18 protein-coding genes and 1 pseudogene are annotated in these 20,445 nt (G+C 35.7%); 5 read left to right on the top strand and 14 right to left on the bottom strand.

Annotated features, from left to right (window positions below):
• Nucleotides 1–44: 44 nt before the first annotated feature.
• The 5 genes from LKE05_RS01230 to purC form a co-directional block, all read right to left on the bottom strand.
• Nucleotides 45–1,868 carry a hypothetical protein gene (locus tag LKE05_RS01230; RefSeq protein ID WP_308455679.1) on the bottom strand — a complete coding sequence of 608 codons (1,824 nt, stop codon included), beginning with the start codon at nt 1,866–1,868 and terminating at the stop codon, nt 45–47.
• A 28-nt stretch (nt 1,869–1,896) separates the two neighbouring features.
• Nucleotides 1,897–3,171, bottom strand: coding sequence for an adenylosuccinate synthase (locus LKE05_RS01225; RefSeq protein WP_022229716.1), 1,275 nt, complete (start codon nt 3,169–3,171; stop codon nt 1,897–1,899).
• A gap of 53 nt (nt 3,172–3,224) precedes the next feature.
• A complete protein-coding gene (locus LKE05_RS01220; protein ID WP_308455678.1) occupies nt 3,225–4,040 on the bottom strand; it encodes a copper amine oxidase N-terminal domain-containing protein in 816 nt (271 codons plus the stop codon).
• Between the two features lie 32 nt (nt 4,041–4,072).
• Complete coding sequence (gene purB / locus LKE05_RS01215) at nt 4,073–5,506, bottom strand: adenylosuccinate lyase (RefSeq protein WP_022229714.1); 1,434 nt, start codon at nt 5,504–5,506, stop codon at nt 4,073–4,075.
• A 138-nt stretch (nt 5,507–5,644) separates the two neighbouring features.
• Nucleotides 5,645–6,352 carry a phosphoribosylaminoimidazolesuccinocarboxamide synthase gene (gene purC / locus LKE05_RS01210; protein WP_022229713.1) on the bottom strand — a complete coding sequence of 236 codons (708 nt, stop codon included), beginning with the start codon at nt 6,350–6,352 and terminating at the stop codon, nt 5,645–5,647.
• 336 nt (nt 6,353–6,688) lie between these two features.
• Between purC and LKE05_RS01205 the strand changes: the two genes are divergently transcribed.
• On the top strand, nt 6,689–7,141 hold the full coding sequence (locus LKE05_RS01205; RefSeq protein WP_308455677.1) for a Fur family transcriptional regulator: 453 nt from the start codon (nt 6,689–6,691) through the stop codon (nt 7,139–7,141).
• Nucleotides 7,095–7,649, top strand: a complete 555-nt coding sequence (locus tag LKE05_RS01200; protein ID WP_117966122.1) for an NADH peroxidase — start codon at nt 7,095–7,097, stop codon at nt 7,647–7,649. Before LKE05_RS01205 ends, LKE05_RS01200 begins: the two co-directional genes overlap by 47 nt.
• Before the next feature lie 331 nt (nt 7,650–7,980).
• Here LKE05_RS01200 and LKE05_RS01195 read toward each other — a convergent pair whose 3' ends face one another.
• Genes LKE05_RS01195 through LKE05_RS01185 form a run of 3 tightly spaced genes read right to left on the bottom strand, consistent with a single transcriptional unit; the run spans nt 7,981 to nt 12,167 of the window.
• The gene (locus tag LKE05_RS01195) at nt 7,981–9,855 is read right to left on the bottom strand and encodes a copper amine oxidase N-terminal domain-containing protein (protein WP_308455676.1); all 1,875 of its coding nucleotides are present in this window, start codon (nt 9,853–9,855) and stop codon (nt 7,981–7,983) included.
• Nucleotides 9,856–9,891: 36 nt separating this feature from the next.
• Nucleotides 9,892–10,698: a leucine-rich repeat domain-containing protein gene (locus tag LKE05_RS01190; RefSeq protein WP_308455675.1), complete on the bottom strand. Its 807-nt coding sequence runs from the start codon at nt 10,696–10,698 to the stop codon at nt 9,892–9,894.
• A complete protein-coding gene (locus LKE05_RS01185) occupies nt 10,632–12,167 on the bottom strand; it encodes a leucine-rich repeat domain-containing protein (protein ID WP_308455674.1) in 1,536 nt (511 codons plus the stop codon). The genes LKE05_RS01190 and LKE05_RS01185 overlap by 67 nt, the downstream gene beginning before the upstream one ends.
• Before the next feature lie 226 nt (nt 12,168–12,393).
• On the opposite strand from LKE05_RS01185, the gene LKE05_RS01180 reads away from it, so the two are divergent.
• Entirely contained in the window at nt 12,394–12,726 is a 333-nt protein-coding gene (locus LKE05_RS01180; protein ID WP_147513956.1) for a helix-turn-helix domain-containing protein, read from the top strand.
• Nucleotides 12,727–12,761: 35 nt separating this feature from the next.
• Here the strand turns inward: LKE05_RS01180 and LKE05_RS01175 are convergent, their stop codons facing one another.
• Nucleotides 12,762–13,976 (bottom strand): tyrosine-type recombinase/integrase, encoded by a 1,215-nt coding sequence (locus LKE05_RS01175; RefSeq protein ID WP_308455673.1) that lies wholly within the window; start codon nt 13,974–13,976, stop codon nt 12,762–12,764.
• A gap of 137 nt (nt 13,977–14,113) precedes the next feature.
• Here LKE05_RS01175 and LKE05_RS01170 point away from each other — a divergent pair.
• Together LKE05_RS01170 and LKE05_RS01165 are read left to right on the top strand one after the other, a co-directional pair.
• Nucleotides 14,114–14,191: pseudogene (locus tag LKE05_RS01170) on the top strand (NADH peroxidase); the annotation flags it as partial.
• 156 nt (nt 14,192–14,347) lie between these two features.
• Nucleotides 14,348–15,157, top strand: a complete 810-nt coding sequence (locus LKE05_RS01165; RefSeq protein ID WP_117968304.1) for a zinc ribbon domain-containing protein — start codon at nt 14,348–14,350, stop codon at nt 15,155–15,157.
• 50 nt (nt 15,158–15,207) lie between these two features.
• Here the strand turns inward: LKE05_RS01165 and LKE05_RS01160 are convergent, their stop codons facing one another.
• From LKE05_RS01160 to LKE05_RS01140, 5 genes are all read right to left on the bottom strand, one after another.
• Entirely contained in the window at nt 15,208–17,301 is a 2,094-nt protein-coding gene (locus tag LKE05_RS01160) for an EAL domain-containing protein (protein ID WP_308455672.1), read from the bottom strand.
• Between the two features lie 97 nt (nt 17,302–17,398).
• The gene (locus tag LKE05_RS01155; protein ID WP_022229705.1) at nt 17,399–18,241 is read right to left on the bottom strand and encodes a DMT family transporter; all 843 of its coding nucleotides are present in this window, start codon (nt 18,239–18,241) and stop codon (nt 17,399–17,401) included.
• Complete coding sequence (locus tag LKE05_RS01150; RefSeq protein WP_022229704.1) at nt 18,241–18,735, bottom strand: HD domain-containing protein; 495 nt, start codon at nt 18,733–18,735, stop codon at nt 18,241–18,243. Before LKE05_RS01150 ends, LKE05_RS01155 begins: the two co-directional genes overlap by 1 nt.
• Before the next feature lie 5 nt (nt 18,736–18,740).
• Nucleotides 18,741–19,367, bottom strand: a complete 627-nt coding sequence (locus LKE05_RS01145) for a TIGR04100 family radical SAM protein (RefSeq protein ID WP_308455671.1) — start codon at nt 19,365–19,367, stop codon at nt 18,741–18,743.
• A gap of 99 nt (nt 19,368–19,466) precedes the next feature.
• Nucleotides 19,467–20,387, bottom strand: a complete 921-nt coding sequence (locus LKE05_RS01140; RefSeq protein WP_308455670.1) for a copper amine oxidase N-terminal domain-containing protein — start codon at nt 20,385–20,387, stop codon at nt 19,467–19,469.
• Nucleotides 20,388–20,445: the final 58 nt, after the last annotated feature.

Raw genomic sequence — 20,445 nt, 5'->3', positions numbered from 1 at the left:
TAGTTTAATTTTATTCTAATGCAACTGTTTTGTCAATATAAAATTTAACCGTTTGGTTTAACAATCTTTTTAATTTTTTGTTTTAATGTTAAATACGCAAGTTTTGCTTTTGACGTTTGCTTTGCTACATCTGCGTTTGCATGAGCATTTATCATTTCGGTAAATTTTTGTGCCATCAAGTAATACACACGTTTTTTATAATGGTTTACACTGTCGTTAAAATCATCGTCCGACGTTATATATTCATTCACGTCAAACAACGTCACATTTTTGCAGCCGTCAAATTCTTTCCGTACCGCCGAATTATATTCCTTGTGGTCATTGTGCCTGTTCACCCAAGCCTCCAGCTTATTATCCTTGTACTCACGTTCGCAGCCAAGCAAAATAACAAGTTCCGTATCGGTTTTGATATGCTCATAGATAAACCGCAGATTTTCCGCCGTCTGCTTTGGTGTAAGTCTGCCCAAAAATTCATATTCTTCCGCAATCTTCTGCAAATCCTTTTCTTTAAAATCACAATTTGCGGTATAAACTTCTTTATTAATATACTTTTTCCACATAGCCTTGTCGGTAAGCGGATAAATATACTCACCAAACGCAAAAACAGCACCGTTGTTTTTATTTCGATACACGCCGAGATTAGCGTCAGTCAAAATACTTATAAAAATCATTCCGTACTTATTTTTATAAATGCTGTCCGAATACATTTGACTGTCGCATATCGGAAGTTTACAAATTTCGGCTGTTTCTTCGTCTGTAATCGAATAGGCATTTACAATTTGCGAAGTATGGTTCATACCCTCAATCGCAACACCGAGCGACTGTTTTTCGCGGCTCACATACGTGAACTCACAATCGAATATATCCTCATTTTTTATGAACGAAAATATTTGATTTAAGTCGCAAGGCCCTTTTATAAGCACCTTAAAACCGGTATTTTTTATGTCCTCAAATTCATTATCCGTCTTTACGTTATCTTGATTTATCCACGTTACAGTCGGCTCGTTTTTACCGATTTTGACCGACACGTCACCTACAATATCAAGTTTCGGACAACCGATTTTTTCATATGTATATTGCTCAATCCCCATACCGAGCGTACGGCACGAAAACAGAAAATGCACAAGCGTATTATCCTTTACGGCATAAAAGCCGACAATTCCGTATTCACCGTACTTGTCATACGCCGTTATATATTCACATTTCGCATTTTTATCTTCTAACAACGCTTTAAGTTCGTCTTTCGTTGAACGCACTTTCGTAAAATTAAGCTGATTTGCACGGAATATAAGCTCATGCAATCTGTCAATGTGTTCCGCACAATCCGAATGAAAATCAACGTGGATATTGCTCTGTCGCAAAAATTCTTCATTTGAACCGATACTCTTTTTAATCTTATTTTTCTTTTCAAGCACCTTGTAACTTTCAAGACGTGATAATTTTTCGTCATTCTTATCAAGCATTGAAACCGCCGCATAAAGTTCACCGATTTTATCGGGCAGCATTGTCAGAATATCGGGGCAGAAAAACTTTGCCTCCTCCAAATTCAGCTTATTATCGTCAATAAAAAGTACATTGCAAGGTCTTAAATTCATACTTTCGACAGTATCTTTAATCCTCTGACCTTTCGGCTCCCAGTTAATCGAATTGAACACAAAATACTTATCCAACCCCCATTCTTTCAGCTTATCGATACACGGCTTTTCATCATTTTTGGAACAAATCGAATTGACAATTCCCTTTTTTGAGGATAACAAAACAAGGTCGCAAGCCTGCTTAACAGGTGCGACCTTTTGTTCTGAAATAGTACCGTTCCAAAAGGTTTCGTCAAGGTCCCATATAATCAATTTGATTTTAGATGCGTCCATAACAAATTCCCCCTTGGGTTCATTTTAATTATTTCAATATAATATCTTCTCTTGAAGGACCGTTAGAAACAATCTTAATAGGCACTTCAAGTTCTTTTTCAACAAATTCGATGTACTTACGGCAATTTTCCGGTAAGTCTTCATATTTCTTGATTCCTCTGATGTCAGTTTTCCAACCAGGAAGAACTTTCAAAACAGGCTTTGCTCTTTCAAGCTTGTTTGTTGTAGGGAAATCTCTGATAACTTCACCGTCAACTTCATATCCCACACATACAGGAATTTCATCAAGATAACCAAGTACGTCAAGTACAGTAAATGCAACTTGAGTTGTACCCTGTACACGACAGCCGTAACGTGACGCAACACAGTCGAACCAACCCATACGTCTCGGTCTGCCTGTTGTAGCACCGAATTCACCGCCGTCACCGCCGCGTCTTCTAAGTTCATCTGCCTCTTCGCCGAATATTTCCGAAACAAATGCACCTGCACCAACTGCTGATGAATATGCTTTTACAACTGTAATTATGTCTGTAATTTCATACGGAGGAATACCTGCACCAACCGCACCGTAACCGGCAAGAGTAGATGAAGAAGTTGTCATCGGATAAATACCGAAATCAGGGTCTTTCAGTGAGCCAAGCTGACCTTCCAAAAGAATTTTCTTACCCTCTTTGATTGCGTTGTGCATAAATGCAACCGAATCAATCACATACGGCTTAATCATATCGGCATATTCCATAAGTGTATTGAAAAGCTCGTCTGCGTCCAATAGCGGTTTATGATAGATATGTTCAAGCATAAGATTTTTTACTTCGATTACGTTCTTAATCTTTTCCTTTAGTCTTTCAGGCTCAAAAAGTTCCCAAACCTGAAAACCGATTTTTGAAAATTTATCTGAGAAGAACGGTGCTATACCTGACTTTGTAGAACCGAACTGACGGTCTGAAAGTCTTTCTTCTTCGTACTGGTCAAACAACTTGTGATAAGGCATAAGAACCTGTGTTCTTTCTGACACAACAATGTTCGGCTTCGGAACACCACGTTTTACGACCTCGTCAATTTCCTTTATAAGTTCAGGAATATCAAGTGCAACACCGTTTCCGATCATATTTGTTACATTCTGATTGAATGAACCTGACGGAAGAAGATGCAATGCAAATTTTCCGTATTCGTTTATAATAGTGTGACCTGCGTTTGCACCGCCCTGAAATCTGATTACGATGTCACTGTCAGCAGCAAGCATATCTGTAATCTTGCCCTTACCTTCATCGCCCCAGTTTGCACCAACTATTGCTTTTACCATGTATTTGTCCTCCTATGCTAACCAAGCGTTTGCCTGATTTTTAATTTCATAACTTATTTTTCAATTACAAGCTCAATGCGTGTTGTTTTACCGGAAATTGTTGTTTTCGCCTCTTGAGCGCTCCATGTATAATCTGTGCCTTGGAATGCTCCGCCGAATCTGTCAACTTCACTGCCGTTTTCATCAAGGCACCTAAATTCAACAACAACCAAACCACGACCTTCAAGATATGTTTGAAGTGTGTATGTTATATCATAGTTGCCGTCCGAATTTTTTACCGCGTCAAGAATTTTAAATTCTTTCATATAACTTGCATACTGCTCATTATCGGCGTTATATTCGATTGTATTAACTGAATTGACAGGTGTTTCTGTCGGTGACGGTGTCGGCACGTCAGTATCTGTATTATTGTCAGAATTGCTTTCAATAATAACAGTTTGACTTTCGCCGTCCCACTCTACCTTACAGCCAAAGCACTCCGAAACCGCACGAACAGGAACAAGCGTACGTTCGTCTATAATCATCGGCGGTACATCAAGTTCAATATCGTTTGATGTCGGCAAGTTCTCCTTAACCGTCTCCTTATGAATTATCTTGTCACCCACACGCATACTGATATAAAACACATCAGTATCCGAACGTCTTGCGTTGATAGTCTGAGTTTCCTCTTCCCACTCAACATCCGCGCCCAATGCCTCGAATATCACACGCATAGGCACAAGTGTGCGTTCGTCTATAATTTGTGGCTGAACGTCAAATTCAAGCGTTTTGCCGTCAAGTATCACTTTAATATTATCCTCGCAGTGTACGGTCACAAACGACATCGCAGCCATACAAACCGCAACAAGGCAAGATATAATTTTCTTCATATAAATACCTCTAAATTTATATTTTAAATAGATCAGACGTTAATTTCAACTTCAATACCAAGTAAATCCTTGTTCTTTTCAAGAACAGGCTCAACGTAATCCTTTAAGAAATCTTCAACCTGCTGCGGAGCACGTCCGACAAAATTTTCAGGTTTCATAACGGCATTAATTTCTTCCAAAGTCAAACCGAATGCAGGATCACCGGCGATAAGTTCGGCAAGGTTGTTTTCCTTACCCTCCATTTTAACAGTCTTTCCCGCCTCCATAGAATATACTCTGATTTTTTCGTGTAAATCCTGTCTGTCACCGCCTTTTTTAACGGCGTCCATCATAATATTTTCAGTAGCCATAAACGGAATTTCACGCATAAACTGCTGATTGATTACTTTATCATATACCACAAGTCCGTCAACAACGTTGATGTACAAGCTTAGAATAGCATCTACTGCAAGAAAAGCCTCAGGAACTGAAATTCGCTTATTTGCACTGTCATCAAGAGTTCTTTCAAACCATTGTGTTGATGCAGTGATTGCCGGATTAAGTGCGTCTACTATTACATATCTTGCAAGAGAGCCAATTCTTTCACTTCTCATAGGGTTTCTCTTATAAGCCATTGCCGATGAACCGATTTGCGACTTTTCAAACGGTTCTTCAATCTGCTTTAAGTGTTGAAGAAGTCTGATGTCGTTTGAGAACTTGTACGCACTCTGTGCGATAAGGCTCAATGTGTTAAGCATTTGAGAGTCAAGTTTTCTCGGATATGTCTGACCGCTTACAGGGAATGATTCTTCATAGCCCATTTTTTCGGCAATCTTCTTGTCAAGCATTTTACATTTTTCATGGTCACCCTCAAAAAGTTCAAGGAAACTTGCCTGTGTACCCGTTGTACCCTTACAGCCCAAAAGCTTTGCCTTTGAAAGCTGATAATCAACGTCCTCAAGGTCCATAAGCAAATCTTCAAGCCACAATGACGCACGCTTACCTACTGTTGTAGGCTGTGCCGGCTGAAAATGAGTAAATGCCAATGTCGGCAAATCCTTATATTCCTTTGCAAACTTTGCAAGCTCTCCGATAAGACATACAAGCTTTTTCTTAACAAGCTGCATAGCCTCTGTCATTATGATAATATCAGTGTTGTCACCGACATAACAACTTGTTGCACCCAAGTGAATAATAGGCTTTGCGTCCGGGCACTGTACGCCGTATGCGTAAACGTGCGACATTACATCGTGACGAACTTCCTTTTCACGAGCCTTTGCAACATCATAATTAATATCGTAAATATGCTCTTTCATTTGAGCAATCTGTTTGTCTGTTATATCAAGTCCAAGTTCTTTTTCACTTTCTGCAAGTGCAATCCAAAGTTTTCTCCAAGTTGAGAATTTCTTGTCCGGAGAAAAAATGTACTGCATTTCCTTTGACGCGTAACGTGAGTTTAACGGACTTTCGTAAGTATTTGTTGCCATTTCATTTACTCCTCTAAATTTTTTATAAGACCGAAGAAAATCGCTTTGATTGCCACTTTGCAGTCGACGGTGCCGTACATATGCACTGTCCTAGGCAAAAAGCGGTGAGCCGAGCAATTTAATTCGGTCTACACTTAATTATAGTCCAAGACGTTTAAATACCTCTGCATATGCCTCTTCAACATTGCCCATATCACGTCTGAAACGGTCTTTGTCAAGTTTTTCGTGAGTTGTAGCGTCCCATAGACGGCAAGTGTCAGGTGAGATTTCATCCGCAAGAATAATCTGACCGTCAGGAGTTTTACCGAACTCAATCTTGAAATCAACAAGTTCTATATTAATACTTTCAAAATATGCTTTTAGAACATCATTTACTTTAAAAGTAAGGTCAGCAATAGTATCAAGATCCTCTTTAGTAGCGGCACCGATAGCGATAATCTGATAATCGTTAATCATAGGATCGCCAAGGTCGTCGTTCTTTAGACAGTATTCCAAAGTTGTGCAGTTTAATTTCTTGCCTTCTTCAACGCCGAAACGCTTTGAAAAACTACCTGCCGCAATATTTCTGATGATTACTTCCAAAGGTACGATTTCTACTCTCTTAACAACAGTTTCTCTGTCTGAAATTTCTTCAACAAAGTGAGTAGGGATACCGTTCTTTTCCATAATTTGCATAAGGAAGTTTGACATTTTGTTGTTCACAACACCCTTACCTGCAATTTGACCTTTTTTAAGACCGTTAAATGCAGTTGCGTCATCTTTGTAATCAACGATGTAAAGATTTTCGTCATCAGTTTTAAAAACCTTCTTTGCTTTTCCTTCGTAAAGTTGTTCCATTTTCTTCATATTTATCAGTTCCTTTCCTGTAAACATAATTTTACTTCTATATTATATTATAAACCGCCGATAAAATCAAGACTAATCAAAAAATATCGTAAATTTTAGAATAAAAAAGTATTTTGCAATGTGCGAAACCACCCCTCGGTCAGCTGTGCCGACAGTTCCCCTCAATGGGAGCCTTTTTTCTCTCCCTGAGGAGTGGTGGCAACACCCAAAATCAAATTTACACAAAATTAATCTAAATTTATTTCAAAAAACTATTGACAAACCGAAAAACGTCTGTTATAATAAACTCATAAATCAGTAATGATTATCATTATTGATTTTGAAGGAGTGAAATGTATGAAGTATTCAAAACAGCGTGAGGCACTTCTAACGCTGCTTAGAAGTACACGCTCCCACCCGTCGGCTGATTGGCTGTACGAAAATCTGCGTAAGGAATTTCCAAACATCAGTCTTGGAACTGTATACAGAAACCTTGCTCAGCTTGCGGAAAACGGAGATATTTTAAAAATCAGCACTTCCGCAAACAAAGAACATTTCGACGGTTTTGTCCACCGACATTTTCATTTCGTATGTAATAAGTGTGACAAAATATACGATGTTGATTTAGACGGTATGGACGAGATAAAAAATCAAGCGGCGGAAAAATTAAATGCAGATATAGAAGACTATTCGCTTATATTTTACGGTATCTGCGAAAATTGTAGTAGTAAAAAAATAATTAATTCTAAGGAGGAAATTTATTATGAAAAAGTATGTATGTCCGGTATGCGGTTATGTTCACGAGGGTAACGAACCACCTGAAAAATGTCCACAGTGCGGTGTTCCGGGTTCAAAGTTCACTGTTATGGAAGAGGGTACTGCACTAAACTTTGTATGTGAACACGTTATCGGAGTAGGTGCAAAAGATCAGGTTGAAGCTGATGTTTACGAAGGTCTAAAGGCTAATTTTGAAGGTGAATGTACAGAAGTTGGTATGTATATCGCAATGAGCAGACAGGCAATCCGCGAGGGTTACCCTGAAATCGGCGAATTTTATATGAGAGCCGCTTTGGAAGAGGCTGAACACGCTGCAAAATTTGCCGAACTTCTTGGCGAAGTTGTAACTCCGTCAACAAAGAAAAATCTTGAACTTAGAGCAGAAGCTGAATGTGGTGCAACAGCAGGTAAACTTGAACTTGCAAAGAGAGCAAAAGAACTTGGCTACGACGCTATTCACGACACAGTTCACGAAATGGCAAAAGACGAGGCAAGACATGGAAAAGGCTTTGAAGGTATGTTAAAGAGATACTTCGGTTAATCTCTAAAGCCGCGTAAAACCTAATAAAATTGGATATTTTACAAGAGCTTGTTCAATCACGAACAGGCTCTTTTTCTTTGCTTTTTTAACCTCAAATTGTGGCGTGATTGTGGCGCGAGCCTTAAAAAATCATTGAAAAACTTTGTCCAAAAAGTTTGCCGAAAATTTTTATTGATTTAGTGAGGGAATAAACCGCGCAAGGCAGCTGTAAGGCGCATTTGTTTTCGTTTTCCCGAATTATCGCCGCCCCCCTATGCAGATATTATGCCGCCACAAATATCTTTTTCTTCTGGAACACAAAAGGCGGCATATTGCCGCCTCGTGAAATTTATTAATATGCAACACCAAAATCACTAAGTTTTACATCAAAGTTATTAATTTTTAAATACTCATCAATATAGGATAGTCCTGAATTTAAAAGAGAAATTGCATTTTGTTCTGAATTTGACGGTACGTTTCCTCCTGTTTTATAAAACTTATGGTCGGTGTTAGAAAACTTGCCTATTAATGATTGTTCCCCTGTTTTTGTCGATAACGTAATTATGCCTGTTGGCTGTCCATCTTCATCAAGCATTAAACTTGCATGTGTTGTATAAGTTCCAAAATCAACAGTATACATCATACTAATTTTGTTTGATTGTGTAGGCATATAAGCTATAAATATATCAGAATTGTTGCTTATTTGCTCTAAAACCGCATAAGTATCACGTTCTGCTATATAAGTACCATTGGCAATTATTTTATTTTTTAAATATTCATATCCTTTTATTCCATTCCATGTTTTGTTGCTTGTACTTGTAGATTGAGATGTCGTATTCGTATTCGTATTTACATTTGTATCAGATAAGTCTATATAAATACCTAAATCATTTAAAGTAGCTCCAGTGTTGGAAAGTAAATATCCCATGCCGAATAATTTTAAGTAAGAATTAAAAAGATTATGTTCTGTATTACCTAATTTTGCAGTCTTACCTAAATTCTTCGTTTCAGTTTCTACAAACTTATTAGTATTCTTATCAAAATATCCATAAATTTCAAATTCACTTAAACTATTTTTAACCATTTCACCAGCATAAAATTTGAGTGTCGGTTCGGTATTTTCCTTTATATCAATGTTTATAGTAGCTATGCCCTCATCATAAGTATCATTAGAGGACTGTCCTAAATACATATTTATTGTATTAGTATCTACATTATAGCTTAATTTTATTATTAAATTCTGTTTTAGCAAAAGATCGCCGTTATCTATAAAAACATAATATTCTTCGTCCTCAGTTTTTACATTTTGTGTACCATTTGTTAGTATATAATTTTTTACTTTATTAAAAGCATTTTCAGATGTAACTATATCAGAAACAGGTGTCGACACTATATTATCGGAAGAAATGGTAACAGTCCTTGTATCTCCATTCCAATCTACTTTTGTTTTATACGCTTCTGAAATTGCTCTGACAGGTACAAGCGTTCTATCGTTTACAACACAAGCAGGAGAATCAAGTGTAACAGCGTTATCATTTACATACATTGTATTACTATCAATAGTAAGTTTAATGGTTGTATCACCTTTTGTTGATGTAACGGTTTTTGTTTCTTGATTCCACTCTACACTTGCGCCGAGAGCTTCAAATATAGCACGCAGAGGAACCATTGTTCTGTCATTTATAATTTGCGGCGGCACATCAAAAGATAATATGTTACCGTCAAGTTTTACTTTGATGTCTTTTTCTTTTACATTGTTATTGCTATCATAAAAACTTTTTATGCCATGATAGTCAAATAAACATCTATGTATAAGCGTTACTGGATGTCCTTCTACTGGCTCAACATATTGTATATTTATGCCGGCTGTTGCACCATTTAAAACACTATATTTTCTTGTTGATAAAAATCCCTCATCAGAGCTATAAAAAACAAGATTTTTTTCTTCATTAGCGGCTACAGTATATTGTTTTGAACCGTCCGAAGCATACCAAGAATGATTTTCACATACCATATTACCTACTATTATTTCTTTTCCTGTTTTGTTTTTTACTCTTACTATAAGACGGCTAACTTTTTCTCCTGTATCATCACCCCTCAAATATAATTCAATATTATTTTCATTTATAACATCATCTTCCTCTAATGTACCTGCGAATGAAATTATAGTATTAAATGATAAAATAATTGATAAAATTAATACTATGCTTAAAAATCTCTTTTTCATTTAAAATTACCTCCTAAATTTTATATATTGATTTAGTTAATTGATAAGCGATATTTCTTCCGAATTAGTAATCGGTTGCATATCGTTTATCCATACAAATATCTTTGCATATTGTGCATTGCTGTTTTTGTCTACTGAAATCACTGTATTATTATATAATTCTAATGGCACTTTATTTGCATTCAGTAAAATACCACTATTATCATATATGGCTACATAAACATTACAGCCTATATATGGTTGTTCAACATCTATTGTAAAATTCCATTGGTTTTCTGTTTCTTTCTTTGTTATTGTCGGGTTTGTAATCGTTATATCTTCAGGCGCAAATAATGGCGAATTATAATTAATAGCGTTTATTAAATTTTCATTGTCTGTTCCGATATAAACTTCTTCTAAATCTGTTTCACTTCCTTCATATTCAGTTGTTGCTATTGACGAACAATTTTTAAATGCTCCGTTTTCTATTTCTACTATGCTTTTGGAAATAAATACCTTGTTAAGTTTATAGCAATCAGAAAAAGCATTTTCTAAAATATTTTCAACTTTATTTCCTAATATTAAAGTTTGTAAATTTCCGCAATTACTAAATAAACTGTCAGGTATTTTTGAAGAATTATAGTTTATTAGCGCCAAGTTTTGACAGCCTGTGAATACATCTGTTCCAAAATCCTGAATATTGTTGCCAACTGTTAAATTTTCTAAATTACTACAGTTGTAAAATGCTTGATTTCCTATTTGTACAGTACTATCTGGAATATTTATATCTTTTATATTTAGACAATTCTTAAAAGCAGATGTATCAATACTTTCTGTATTACTCGGAATATTGACTGCTGACAAGTTTGTACAATTTTCAAACGCATTGCAATTGATTTTTTTACGGAATCAGGTATGTATATTGTTTTTATACTATCGCATCCGTTAAACGCATAAGGAGGTATTTCAGTTATTTTGTTTGAAATATCTATTGATATTACTCTTTTATTATTTTCATATAATTTAGACGCATAATACATAGGGCATGATGTGTAATCATATATTCCGTTTGAATTCTGAGTTTCAAAATCTATATTTAAGTATGAATTTATATCAGCAACAGTTACCTTATCAAGATTTGAGCAACCTGAAAAAGCCTCATATCCTATTTTTTTAACACCATTACCTATTGTGATATTTTTCAAGTTGCTACAGCTTTTAAACATCTGATAAGAAATCTCTTTAATACCATTACCTATTTTTATATCTGTTAAATTTTTGCAATTATAAAATGACTGTGCCAAATTTGAATTTACGCTTGTAACGCTGTCTGGAATATCAATGCTTTCCAAATTTACACACCCTGAAAAACTGCCAATAGCTTTTACGCCATTAGGAATAGTAATATTCCTTAAATTTGTCGAATTATTGAATGCACTGCTATGAATTTTTATTACACTTGCAGGAATTGAATATTCTGTATTTAATCTTCCTCTTGCATACTGTAATAATTCTGTCTTATTTTTGTTAAACAAATTACCTTCAAGGGAGCAATAAACTTTATTTTCTGCGTCAACGCTTATATACGATAAATTGTTACAGTTAAAGAATACACCGTCAGGAATAACATTAGTATCATCAAAAGGAGAAACACCAAATTTTTTAACTCCTTTTCCTATGCTTACATTTTTTAAATTAGTACAATAGTCAAATGCTCCAAAACCAACAGTCATTACGCTATCAGGAATAGTAATATATGATAGATTGGAACAATATGAAAAAGCGTATGCGTCTATTAATGTTACATTATTCGGTATATTTATATATTCCAAATTAGTACAGCCTTCAAATGCAAAGCATCCTATGGTTTGTAAATTTTTAGGCAATACAATCCTTGAAATATTTTTACAATACTCAAACGCACTTGAATCAATAGATGTTACACTATCAGGTATTGAAACTTGCTTCAAATTCGTGCGTCCGCTGAATGCTCCTTGCGCAATAGTTGTTACAGGAATACCATTTATTTTTTCGGGTATTGCTATTGCAGTTGAATAAAAATCGCTGTTTGTAATTGTAATCGCTGTTTTACTGTCATTTATTGTATATAACAGCATTCCTCGATAGTCATATTCTTCTGATTCTGCATTTGCGATAAGTGGCATAATAAATAATGCCGTTAAAATAAAAATAATACTTAAAAATTTCTTTTTCATTTTGGTGGGTTCCTTTCTATGTAATTTAATTTTTTTCGTTATAATGTTCACATTTTTGGGTACTACATTCTGTTTTATAATTACAGCTTTTGGAACATTTACATATGTAACTTCCACGTTTCCCCTCTACATAAATACATTTTGAAGGGTATCTGCGCTTATTATCCGTTGGTAAAAATTCTAAATGTGCTGATATTCCCTGCATTTGAGATACTTTTGTCATAATTTAAATTTCACTCCTCGCAATATTGCTAATTCCAATATTATTATAGTATAAACCTATCGCAAAGTCAAGCATTCCCAATATAATTATTTGTATAAACAATAATTATGGAGGGTAGTTATGAATAGAATTGCTGAATTACGAAAAGAAAAGCATTTAAACCAAATAGGGCTTGCAATGAAATTAAACATATCTCAATATATGGTAAGCGCATACGAAACAGGCAGACATCAGCCCGGTATTGATACCTTAATTCAGATGTCAAATATTTTTGGTGTTTCTGTTGATTATATTATAGGAAATACCGATATACGAACACCTGTTGAAAAATTTTTAAAGGATGGATTGACCTCTAATGAAATTGAATTATTAGATATATTCAAAGAATTAGATAATGAGAAACAACAAAAAGCATTAGGAATATTATTCGCCCTTAAATATTATGAAAAATAATCAAAAAGCGGCGGAATTACACCGCCGCCGCGCTATTATATTTGATTTAGATTTCTCTTTAAAATATCAATTCCTGTTTTAGAAACAGCCAGATAATACCGTTGTGTAACATTAATATTACCATGCCCCATTTGATTGCATAATAAGTGCGCAGGCGTGTTCATTTCAGCCATTAGCGTGCCATAGGTATGACGCAGATAATGATATTTAAACTGTATATTCAAGCGACTTTTTATTTCCCTTGTCGGATATTTAAAAGAATTATTTGTTTGAATTTTGCCATTTGGCAAACAATTCACTAATTCCGTTGAATATATTTTTTGACCGTCCACATCTTCAATAAATCGTTGGTTTTGTTCGCGTAAAGCGGCAAACTGGATTTCATCTTGCCGCCGCCTCGCCGATAATTCTATAAAGTATCTTTTTAATTTTTCGTTCATGTAAATCGTTCTGTTGGCATTTTTCGTTTTTGGCGCAACAAGTTTTATAAGTCCCTCTTGATACTGCATTTGTCGGTCTATTGTGATAGTGCCGTTTTCAATATTTACATTATTCCATTTTAAACCAAAAGTTTCATTGATACGCAAGCCGCAATATCTACCGAGTAAATACGCCGTTTCCGCGTTTGTACCTTTAAAATATTCGTCCAGTAGTGCCAATTCTTCACGACTGAAAGCAACAATATCCGTATCATCTTCTGTTTTTAGTTTCGGCATTGATATTTTTGTACCCTTATTAAGACAAAGTTTATTGTAAGTATCAACATCAAGATAATTTCTTGAATATGCCTGACCAAAAATCAAGTAAAACATTTTTAAAAAACTTTCTACATAACTGAATGAAAGACCGTCTATATAATATAATTCCGATAAATAATCATCAATTTCCGCAACACTGATTTCATCAATAAATCTATCTCCAAACCGCTCTTTAATATGATTTTTCCAAAGGCTGTCTTGTTTTAAAATTGTATTGTAGGCTTTGCCGTTTCTGCCTTTTTCGCAATACTCCTGAAAAACTTCTTTTACCTTTTTCCGTTTAATTTCCCTTTGACGTTCTCTATCTGTCCGAGCCTTGAAAATTGCGGCTTCTCTTGCCCTGATAGCTTCACTTTTGGTTTTGAGTTTGTTTCCAAATTCGTCCGTACTTTTCTTTCTGGATATTTGTTGACCGTCCACAACTATGGTAAAACGATATTCCCAAAAGCCATTTGATTTTTGATAAACTCCTGCATTGTTTCTTTTTGTCATGTTTAACACCTCTTAAACTTGTACTAAAATGGTACGAAAGATGTTAAAAAGTTATTTAAAAGAAGTACAAGACTTGTACGGAATATGTTTCCATGATTATAGAAAATATCCCCTTTTGCGGCGCTGTTAAGCGTCGCACAGTTCACGAAATGGCAAAAGACGAGGCAAGACACGGAAAAGGCTTTGAAGGTATGTTAAAGAGATACTTCGGTTAAAATATTTAACGATTAAGGACTTGTTCACGAATGGACAAGTCCTTTTATGTGTTAAAACATAACATAATTACATCCTATGTTTTATATATTTTGTCACTTTCAAAATATCCTAAAATATGATATAATAATACATATACATAAAAAGGGGGATTAAATATGGCATTAATTAAATGTCCTAATTGTGGGAATCAAATGAGTGATAAAGCTCTGTGTTGTCCTGCATGCGGTTACGAAAATCAAGCACAAGAAAAAAAAATACAAAATTTTTGTATTGAATGTGGAAACAAATTATCCGAAAATGACACAGTATGTTCTGTCTGTGGTTGTCCTATTAACAAAGAACATGAAAATTTAGAACAATTACAAAAAGTAGAGGTAGCAAGTATCAAGATTCCAAAAATAAGCAAGCAGAAAAAAACTACATTAATTGTGTCTATTGTTTTACTTGTTATATTAATAATTGTTGCCATAGCAGGAATATTTTTTATAAGGCAGCACACAAAAACAATCTATAAAGAAAACTTATCAGCTGCCACTTCCTCAATGATTATGGGTGCAATAAAAGCAGAAGATTCAGGCAACTTAATTCATGATGTATGGTATAATACCATTTATAAAGAAAGTGATAGCAAGACGGACAAATATACTAAAACAAATCATTCATTCAATGAAGACTTTAACACTTCTTTGACTGCATTAATGAGCGATGATGATTTTAAAAAAGATATTGAGTCAATCAAAGACAATCAAGATTCAACAGATTACATAATGAAAGATTTAGTCAATCCACCTGAGGAATATAAAGAGGCATATGAAAAATTACAAGATTTTTATGATTCTTATTTGGAGCTAACTAATTTAGTTATAAGCCCAACAGGCAGTCTATCTTCATACACAAGCAATTTTAACGAAGCCGACTCTGCCACATCGAATGCATACAAAGCCATGCAAAGATATATTAACTAAAAAAATAACTTTATTATATTTAAGGCGGTACATATGTACCGCCTTTTAAATTACAAATATTTTTCTTCAAATCTATTCCACGACATCGGTTTATCGAACAAATATCCCTGTGCCTCATCGCAGCCCATTTCTTTCAAAATATCATATTCCTTTTCATTTTCGACGCCCTCGGCGACAACGGAAATATTATAATTTTTACAAATATCTATAACCGACTTTGAAATCATACAAGTCTTTTCATCTGTTTCAAGCTTATGAACAAGTTCACGGTCAAGTTTCAATGTATCAAATTTAACTTCCGAGAACAAGAACAAGTCCGCATATTTCGCACCGTAATTATCAATCGCAATATGGAAACCGTTATTTTTAAGTTCCACAATTTTGTCAAGCACATCGCTAAGACCGCCCTTAACCTTATCTTCCGACACTTCAATCACAATCGAATCTTTCGGGATATTATAATCAAACCAAATATCCATAAGATTTTCCATAAAATTAGGTCTGACAATCGTGCAATGCGATATATTAACCGACACAGGCTTAATATTTTTACCCGCCTCAATCCAGCCGGAAATATATTCACAGACGTGTCTGAACACATAAAGGTCTATCATATGCACCGTTTCGTTATATTCCATTGCAGGAATGAAATCCATAGGCGAAACAATCGTATCGTCCTCATCAAAATATCTGATAAGCGCCTCACTGCCGCAAAATTCTCCGTTGATTGCGGAAAATCTCGGTTGGAACCATATAACAAATCTTTCTTCTTGTATAAGCTTTTTCAACTTTTCCTGTGTTGAGAATGACACAAACGTATCATTATAAAATCTGTATCTTGCCGACTGACCGTTATTTCTGTAATAATATTTCTTATCCTGATACATTTTTTCATCGGCAATCTTTATTACTTCATCAATATCCGACGAATCTTTAGAATAATGAAAACCAATCGACACTTTATACTTAATTTCAGAAATCAAATTTCTGAACGCAGTAACCTTAGCTGTAAACTCCTTATCATTCGTATCATAGCAAAGCACGACAAATTCATCTCCGCCGACTCTGTATGAACACTCCTTGCCAAACGACTCAATAATCACGCTCGCTATATCTTTCAGCGCACAATCACCGCCGCAATGACCGCTTTTATCGTTAATCTCTTTCAAACCGTTAAGGTCCATATAAAGTACGCCCAAGCCGCAATTACGACCTCTCATAATTCTTTCGGTATCTTCTGTAAACTTATTTCTGTTATATAGGCCCGTAAGCGAATCGACGTAGCTCAGCTCTCTGAGTTTTCGCGCACTCTTTTCGCGAATAATCATTGACGCAACAAAATAATCAAGTGCGTCAAAGAATGTCACAATTTGAGAAAATTTTTCTTCCGGCAAATTACTTGCGCCGATAAAACCGATTATCTTACCGTTATCGGCAATCGGTGACGCAACAAGCCTTTGCACACCGCTTTTTACCGCCTGATGATATGCCTCAACAGAAATTTCTTTCAAATCTTCGACATTATTTAAAATAACATTTTCATTGCTGTCATAGGTCGGCAGCCACTTATCAACGATATTTGAATCCAAGCTTTTAAGTTCTTCCGCTCTCGGATTGACGCCATTGTTATTCCATTCAAATACATTGCTCAGTTTATTTTCATCATAACTGAACACAAAAATTTTATCCGCTTCAAAATACTTGCCTATTATTCCAAGCAAATTTGTAAAGCTTTCTTCAAACGGTTTATTCTTGTGCATTTCAACCATACAGCTTACCAAAATATGCTCCATATCAAGACGTTGTTCAAGTCTTTTCTGAATTTCTTCAGTGTTGGTAATGTCAAATGCAATATCCAAATATGCCTTTTTACCGTCCCACACAGTATCCTTATGCTTAATAATATATGCTTTTTCCGGCATTACATTTTCACGAATATACTCAGAAAGCCCCTCACCGTTCGAGCAAGGACAATTCGTACATTCCTCACTTTTGCCGTGAAAAAGTTTATAACACGTTTCACCCAAACAATCGCCGAGAATTTTCTTTCCCGCCTCATTTATGTACAAAATCTCATGAGTTTCTGCGTCAGATACATATACAATTTCCGATATTGCATCTAATACATTATATATATCCAGCATAATCCGACTCCCTTCATATACCCTTAATGCCATTATAGATTATATATAAATCATTCTATCATATCAACCATTTTTTTACAATAACAAATTTAATTTTTTACATAACGGCAAAAACTATTCCGGCGATTATAACCGCCGCGCACACCATTTTATAAAGCGTGCGTTTTTCTTTGAACACAATTCGTCCGCCTATAATCGTAATCATAACCGAACATTGTTTTATAAGAGTCATTGCGACAACTGTGCTTTCCTGCTTACTGCACGCGATAAACAGTGCCTTATCGCCGATTACAAACAACACGCTCAAAATAAGTATCCAATAATTTTTGTATATCGTTCTAAAATCTATTTTTGTTTTGGTTACAATCATATAGCCCAAATACAATATTACCATAAAGAACATATACCAAAATTGAAGTTGACCGCTGTTCATACTTTGCATAAGCATTTTATCAAGCAGTTCCGAAACAGCGTTGCAAAGACACGATATAAGCACAAGTACAATGTATATCGGCTTTGTTTTTTCTTCGCCCAATCCCTTGCCTTTGGCATTTACGAAAAGCAATCCGACAAGCACAAGTGCCATACCGGCAATCTTATGTCCCGTCATAACTTCTCCCAGCACCGTTACTCCCAGCACTGTCGCAAATATTACGCGCGACATATCCATAATTCCGTAAAATCCAATCGGCAGTTTCTTTATCGCCTTAAAACTGCATATCCAAGCTATAAAAATTATAGCTGATTTTATCATTACAAATCCGATATAATGAAAATCTATCGACAATGCGTTTTTCACGCTCGGCGTCACGAATAAAAAGCTTATAAACGTGTAGAAAAACAGCACCTCCATAGCACTGTTTTTCTCCATTGCCTTTTTCTTTATTATATCTCTTACACCCTTTAAAACTCCGTAAAGGCATACGAGTCCTATCCACATTATTTTATCAGCTCCGTTAAAAATAAATTATCCAGCATTTGTGTACCGGATTTTGTCTTAAATATCTTCTCACGAACGTTTTTAGCCGTTTCTTTTGTCATTTCGTCCTCATCTATATTGACAAGGAAGTCCGCCTCAACAAGTATTTGATAGTCGATACCGTCGATATTTGAATATGTGTGATGATGACCGACAAGGTATGACACACGTTCGATAACGTCTTTGTCATATCCCAATTTCGTAAGCATTTCCTCCGAAATCGACGGACCTTCGATTTCCTGATATTTGCCCGCAGAAGAATTATATTTTTCTTCGCTTATCTTTATTCCTATATCATGCACATATGCGGCAGTTTCAAGAATAAGCATAGTCCTTTCATCAAGCTCCTCCGCTTCGCCTATCGCTTTGGCATAGCCGTGTACTTTTATAAAATGGTTTATGCGTTTCTTGTCACCTGCATAATACTTTATCATTTCTGTTGCAACAGTGTTCATAATTATCAATCCTCGAACGGTCTTATTCTGTATGTCACGCCGATTTTTTTACAAATATCGGCACATTCCTTTTCTTCTTCCTCTGTAAGCGTTGTCGAAACAGTCGAAAGCACAACTTCCTTTACATAATGCTTTACATTTTCGGCAAACTTAATCATTGCGTCAAACGATTCGATACCGAATTTACTGCGTGTAAGTTCAAGATAACGTTCTTTGTTCGGCGTATTAAGGCTGATCGAAACAATATCGATAAGTCCGTCAAACATAGGTGCAGTGTTCTTTTTGTGAATAAGGTCAGCAAGACCGTTTGTGTTTATACGGATAGTTTTGTTATACTTATCCTTTATAAACCGACAGACTTCAAGCACATCGTCAAGTCTTTCGGTCGGCTCACCGAAACCGCAGAAAACAACCTCTTTATACTTATTCATATCAAATTTTGAAAATTCGTTTTTAACTTCTTCAACGCTCGGTTCTCTTTCAAGCCAAAGACTGCCCGAATGATTCATTTCGTCCCTCGTTTGTCTTAGACAGAATGTGCACGCGCACGGACATTTGTTTGTCATATTTACGTATAAATTATCGTGTACTTCATATAAAATAACCATTTTAATACCTCTTTCATTTTTCATATCTTAAATTATACCATATCACTGCATTTTTCTCAACTGTATTTTCACACCAAAAAAACCGCTCATTAAAGCGGTTTTTTATATTTTATTTCAGTCAAATTAACCTCTTGGGTGATTTGTTTCAACGTCGTCTACAAGTGTTTTTACAAGAGCATTCACGTCTGTAACAGTTTCATTTTCCGTTACGGCAACGCTATGACTCATTACTGTACCCGCGTCCTCGCATGACCATATTGCGTATGTTGTTTTATTGTATGTGTAAATTTCAACTGCCGAATCGGCTACTTTGTAGTCCTCAACCTTAGTACCGCCCGATATACCCGAAATGTCTGCGTCACCCGGTTGTGTACGAACTGTAATGTCTAATACATTTGTATTGTAAGTGTATTTGATTTCCGCCAAATTACTGTCGGCAAGGTATCTGTAGCTTTGTGCCTCGCACTTGCTACCCTCATCAAAACTGCTTGCATTCAAATCTGCCACTTGATATTTTACGCTCTCTGCATTATTCAATGCCGCATTAAGCTCGTCAAGACTGTTATAATCTGTCCATGGGTTTGGAATTTGTGAAGACGGCTCTGTTTTGATTTCCTTTTCAACAGTAACTGTCTTTGTTGCCTCGTCCCAACCGACAACGCTGTGCATACCCTCAGCGATTGCTCTTACAGGCACAACCGTTGATGAACCCACGATTTTTGCGGGTGTTTCAAGTGTAACCGCGTCGCCGTTTACATACATTACATCAGAATCAATCTGCATTGTAATGCTTACGTCACTTACCGAATCATATGATATAACAGTTCTTGTTTCGTTGTCCCACTGTACGTCTGCGCCAAGTGCCTCGAATATTTCACGCATAGGAACAAGTGTATGGTCATTTTCAATAAAAGGTGTTATTTCCACAAAAGAAACATTATTTCCGTTTACCGTAACCGTAATGTTATCATCAGCCAAAGCGCCTGCCGATACAGTCAAAACAGATGCGACAGCCAATACAGATGCTATTATCTTCTTATTCACAATCATTACCTCCAAAATCATTATATTGTCTATATTATATCACAGATTGCAAATCAAT

This window comes from Hominilimicola fabiformis (assembly GCF_020687385.1).
GTDB lineage: Bacteria > Bacillota > Clostridia > UBA1381 > UBA1381 > Hominilimicola > Hominilimicola fabiformis.
This window is presented reverse-complemented; position numbering and strand designations above follow the sequence as displayed.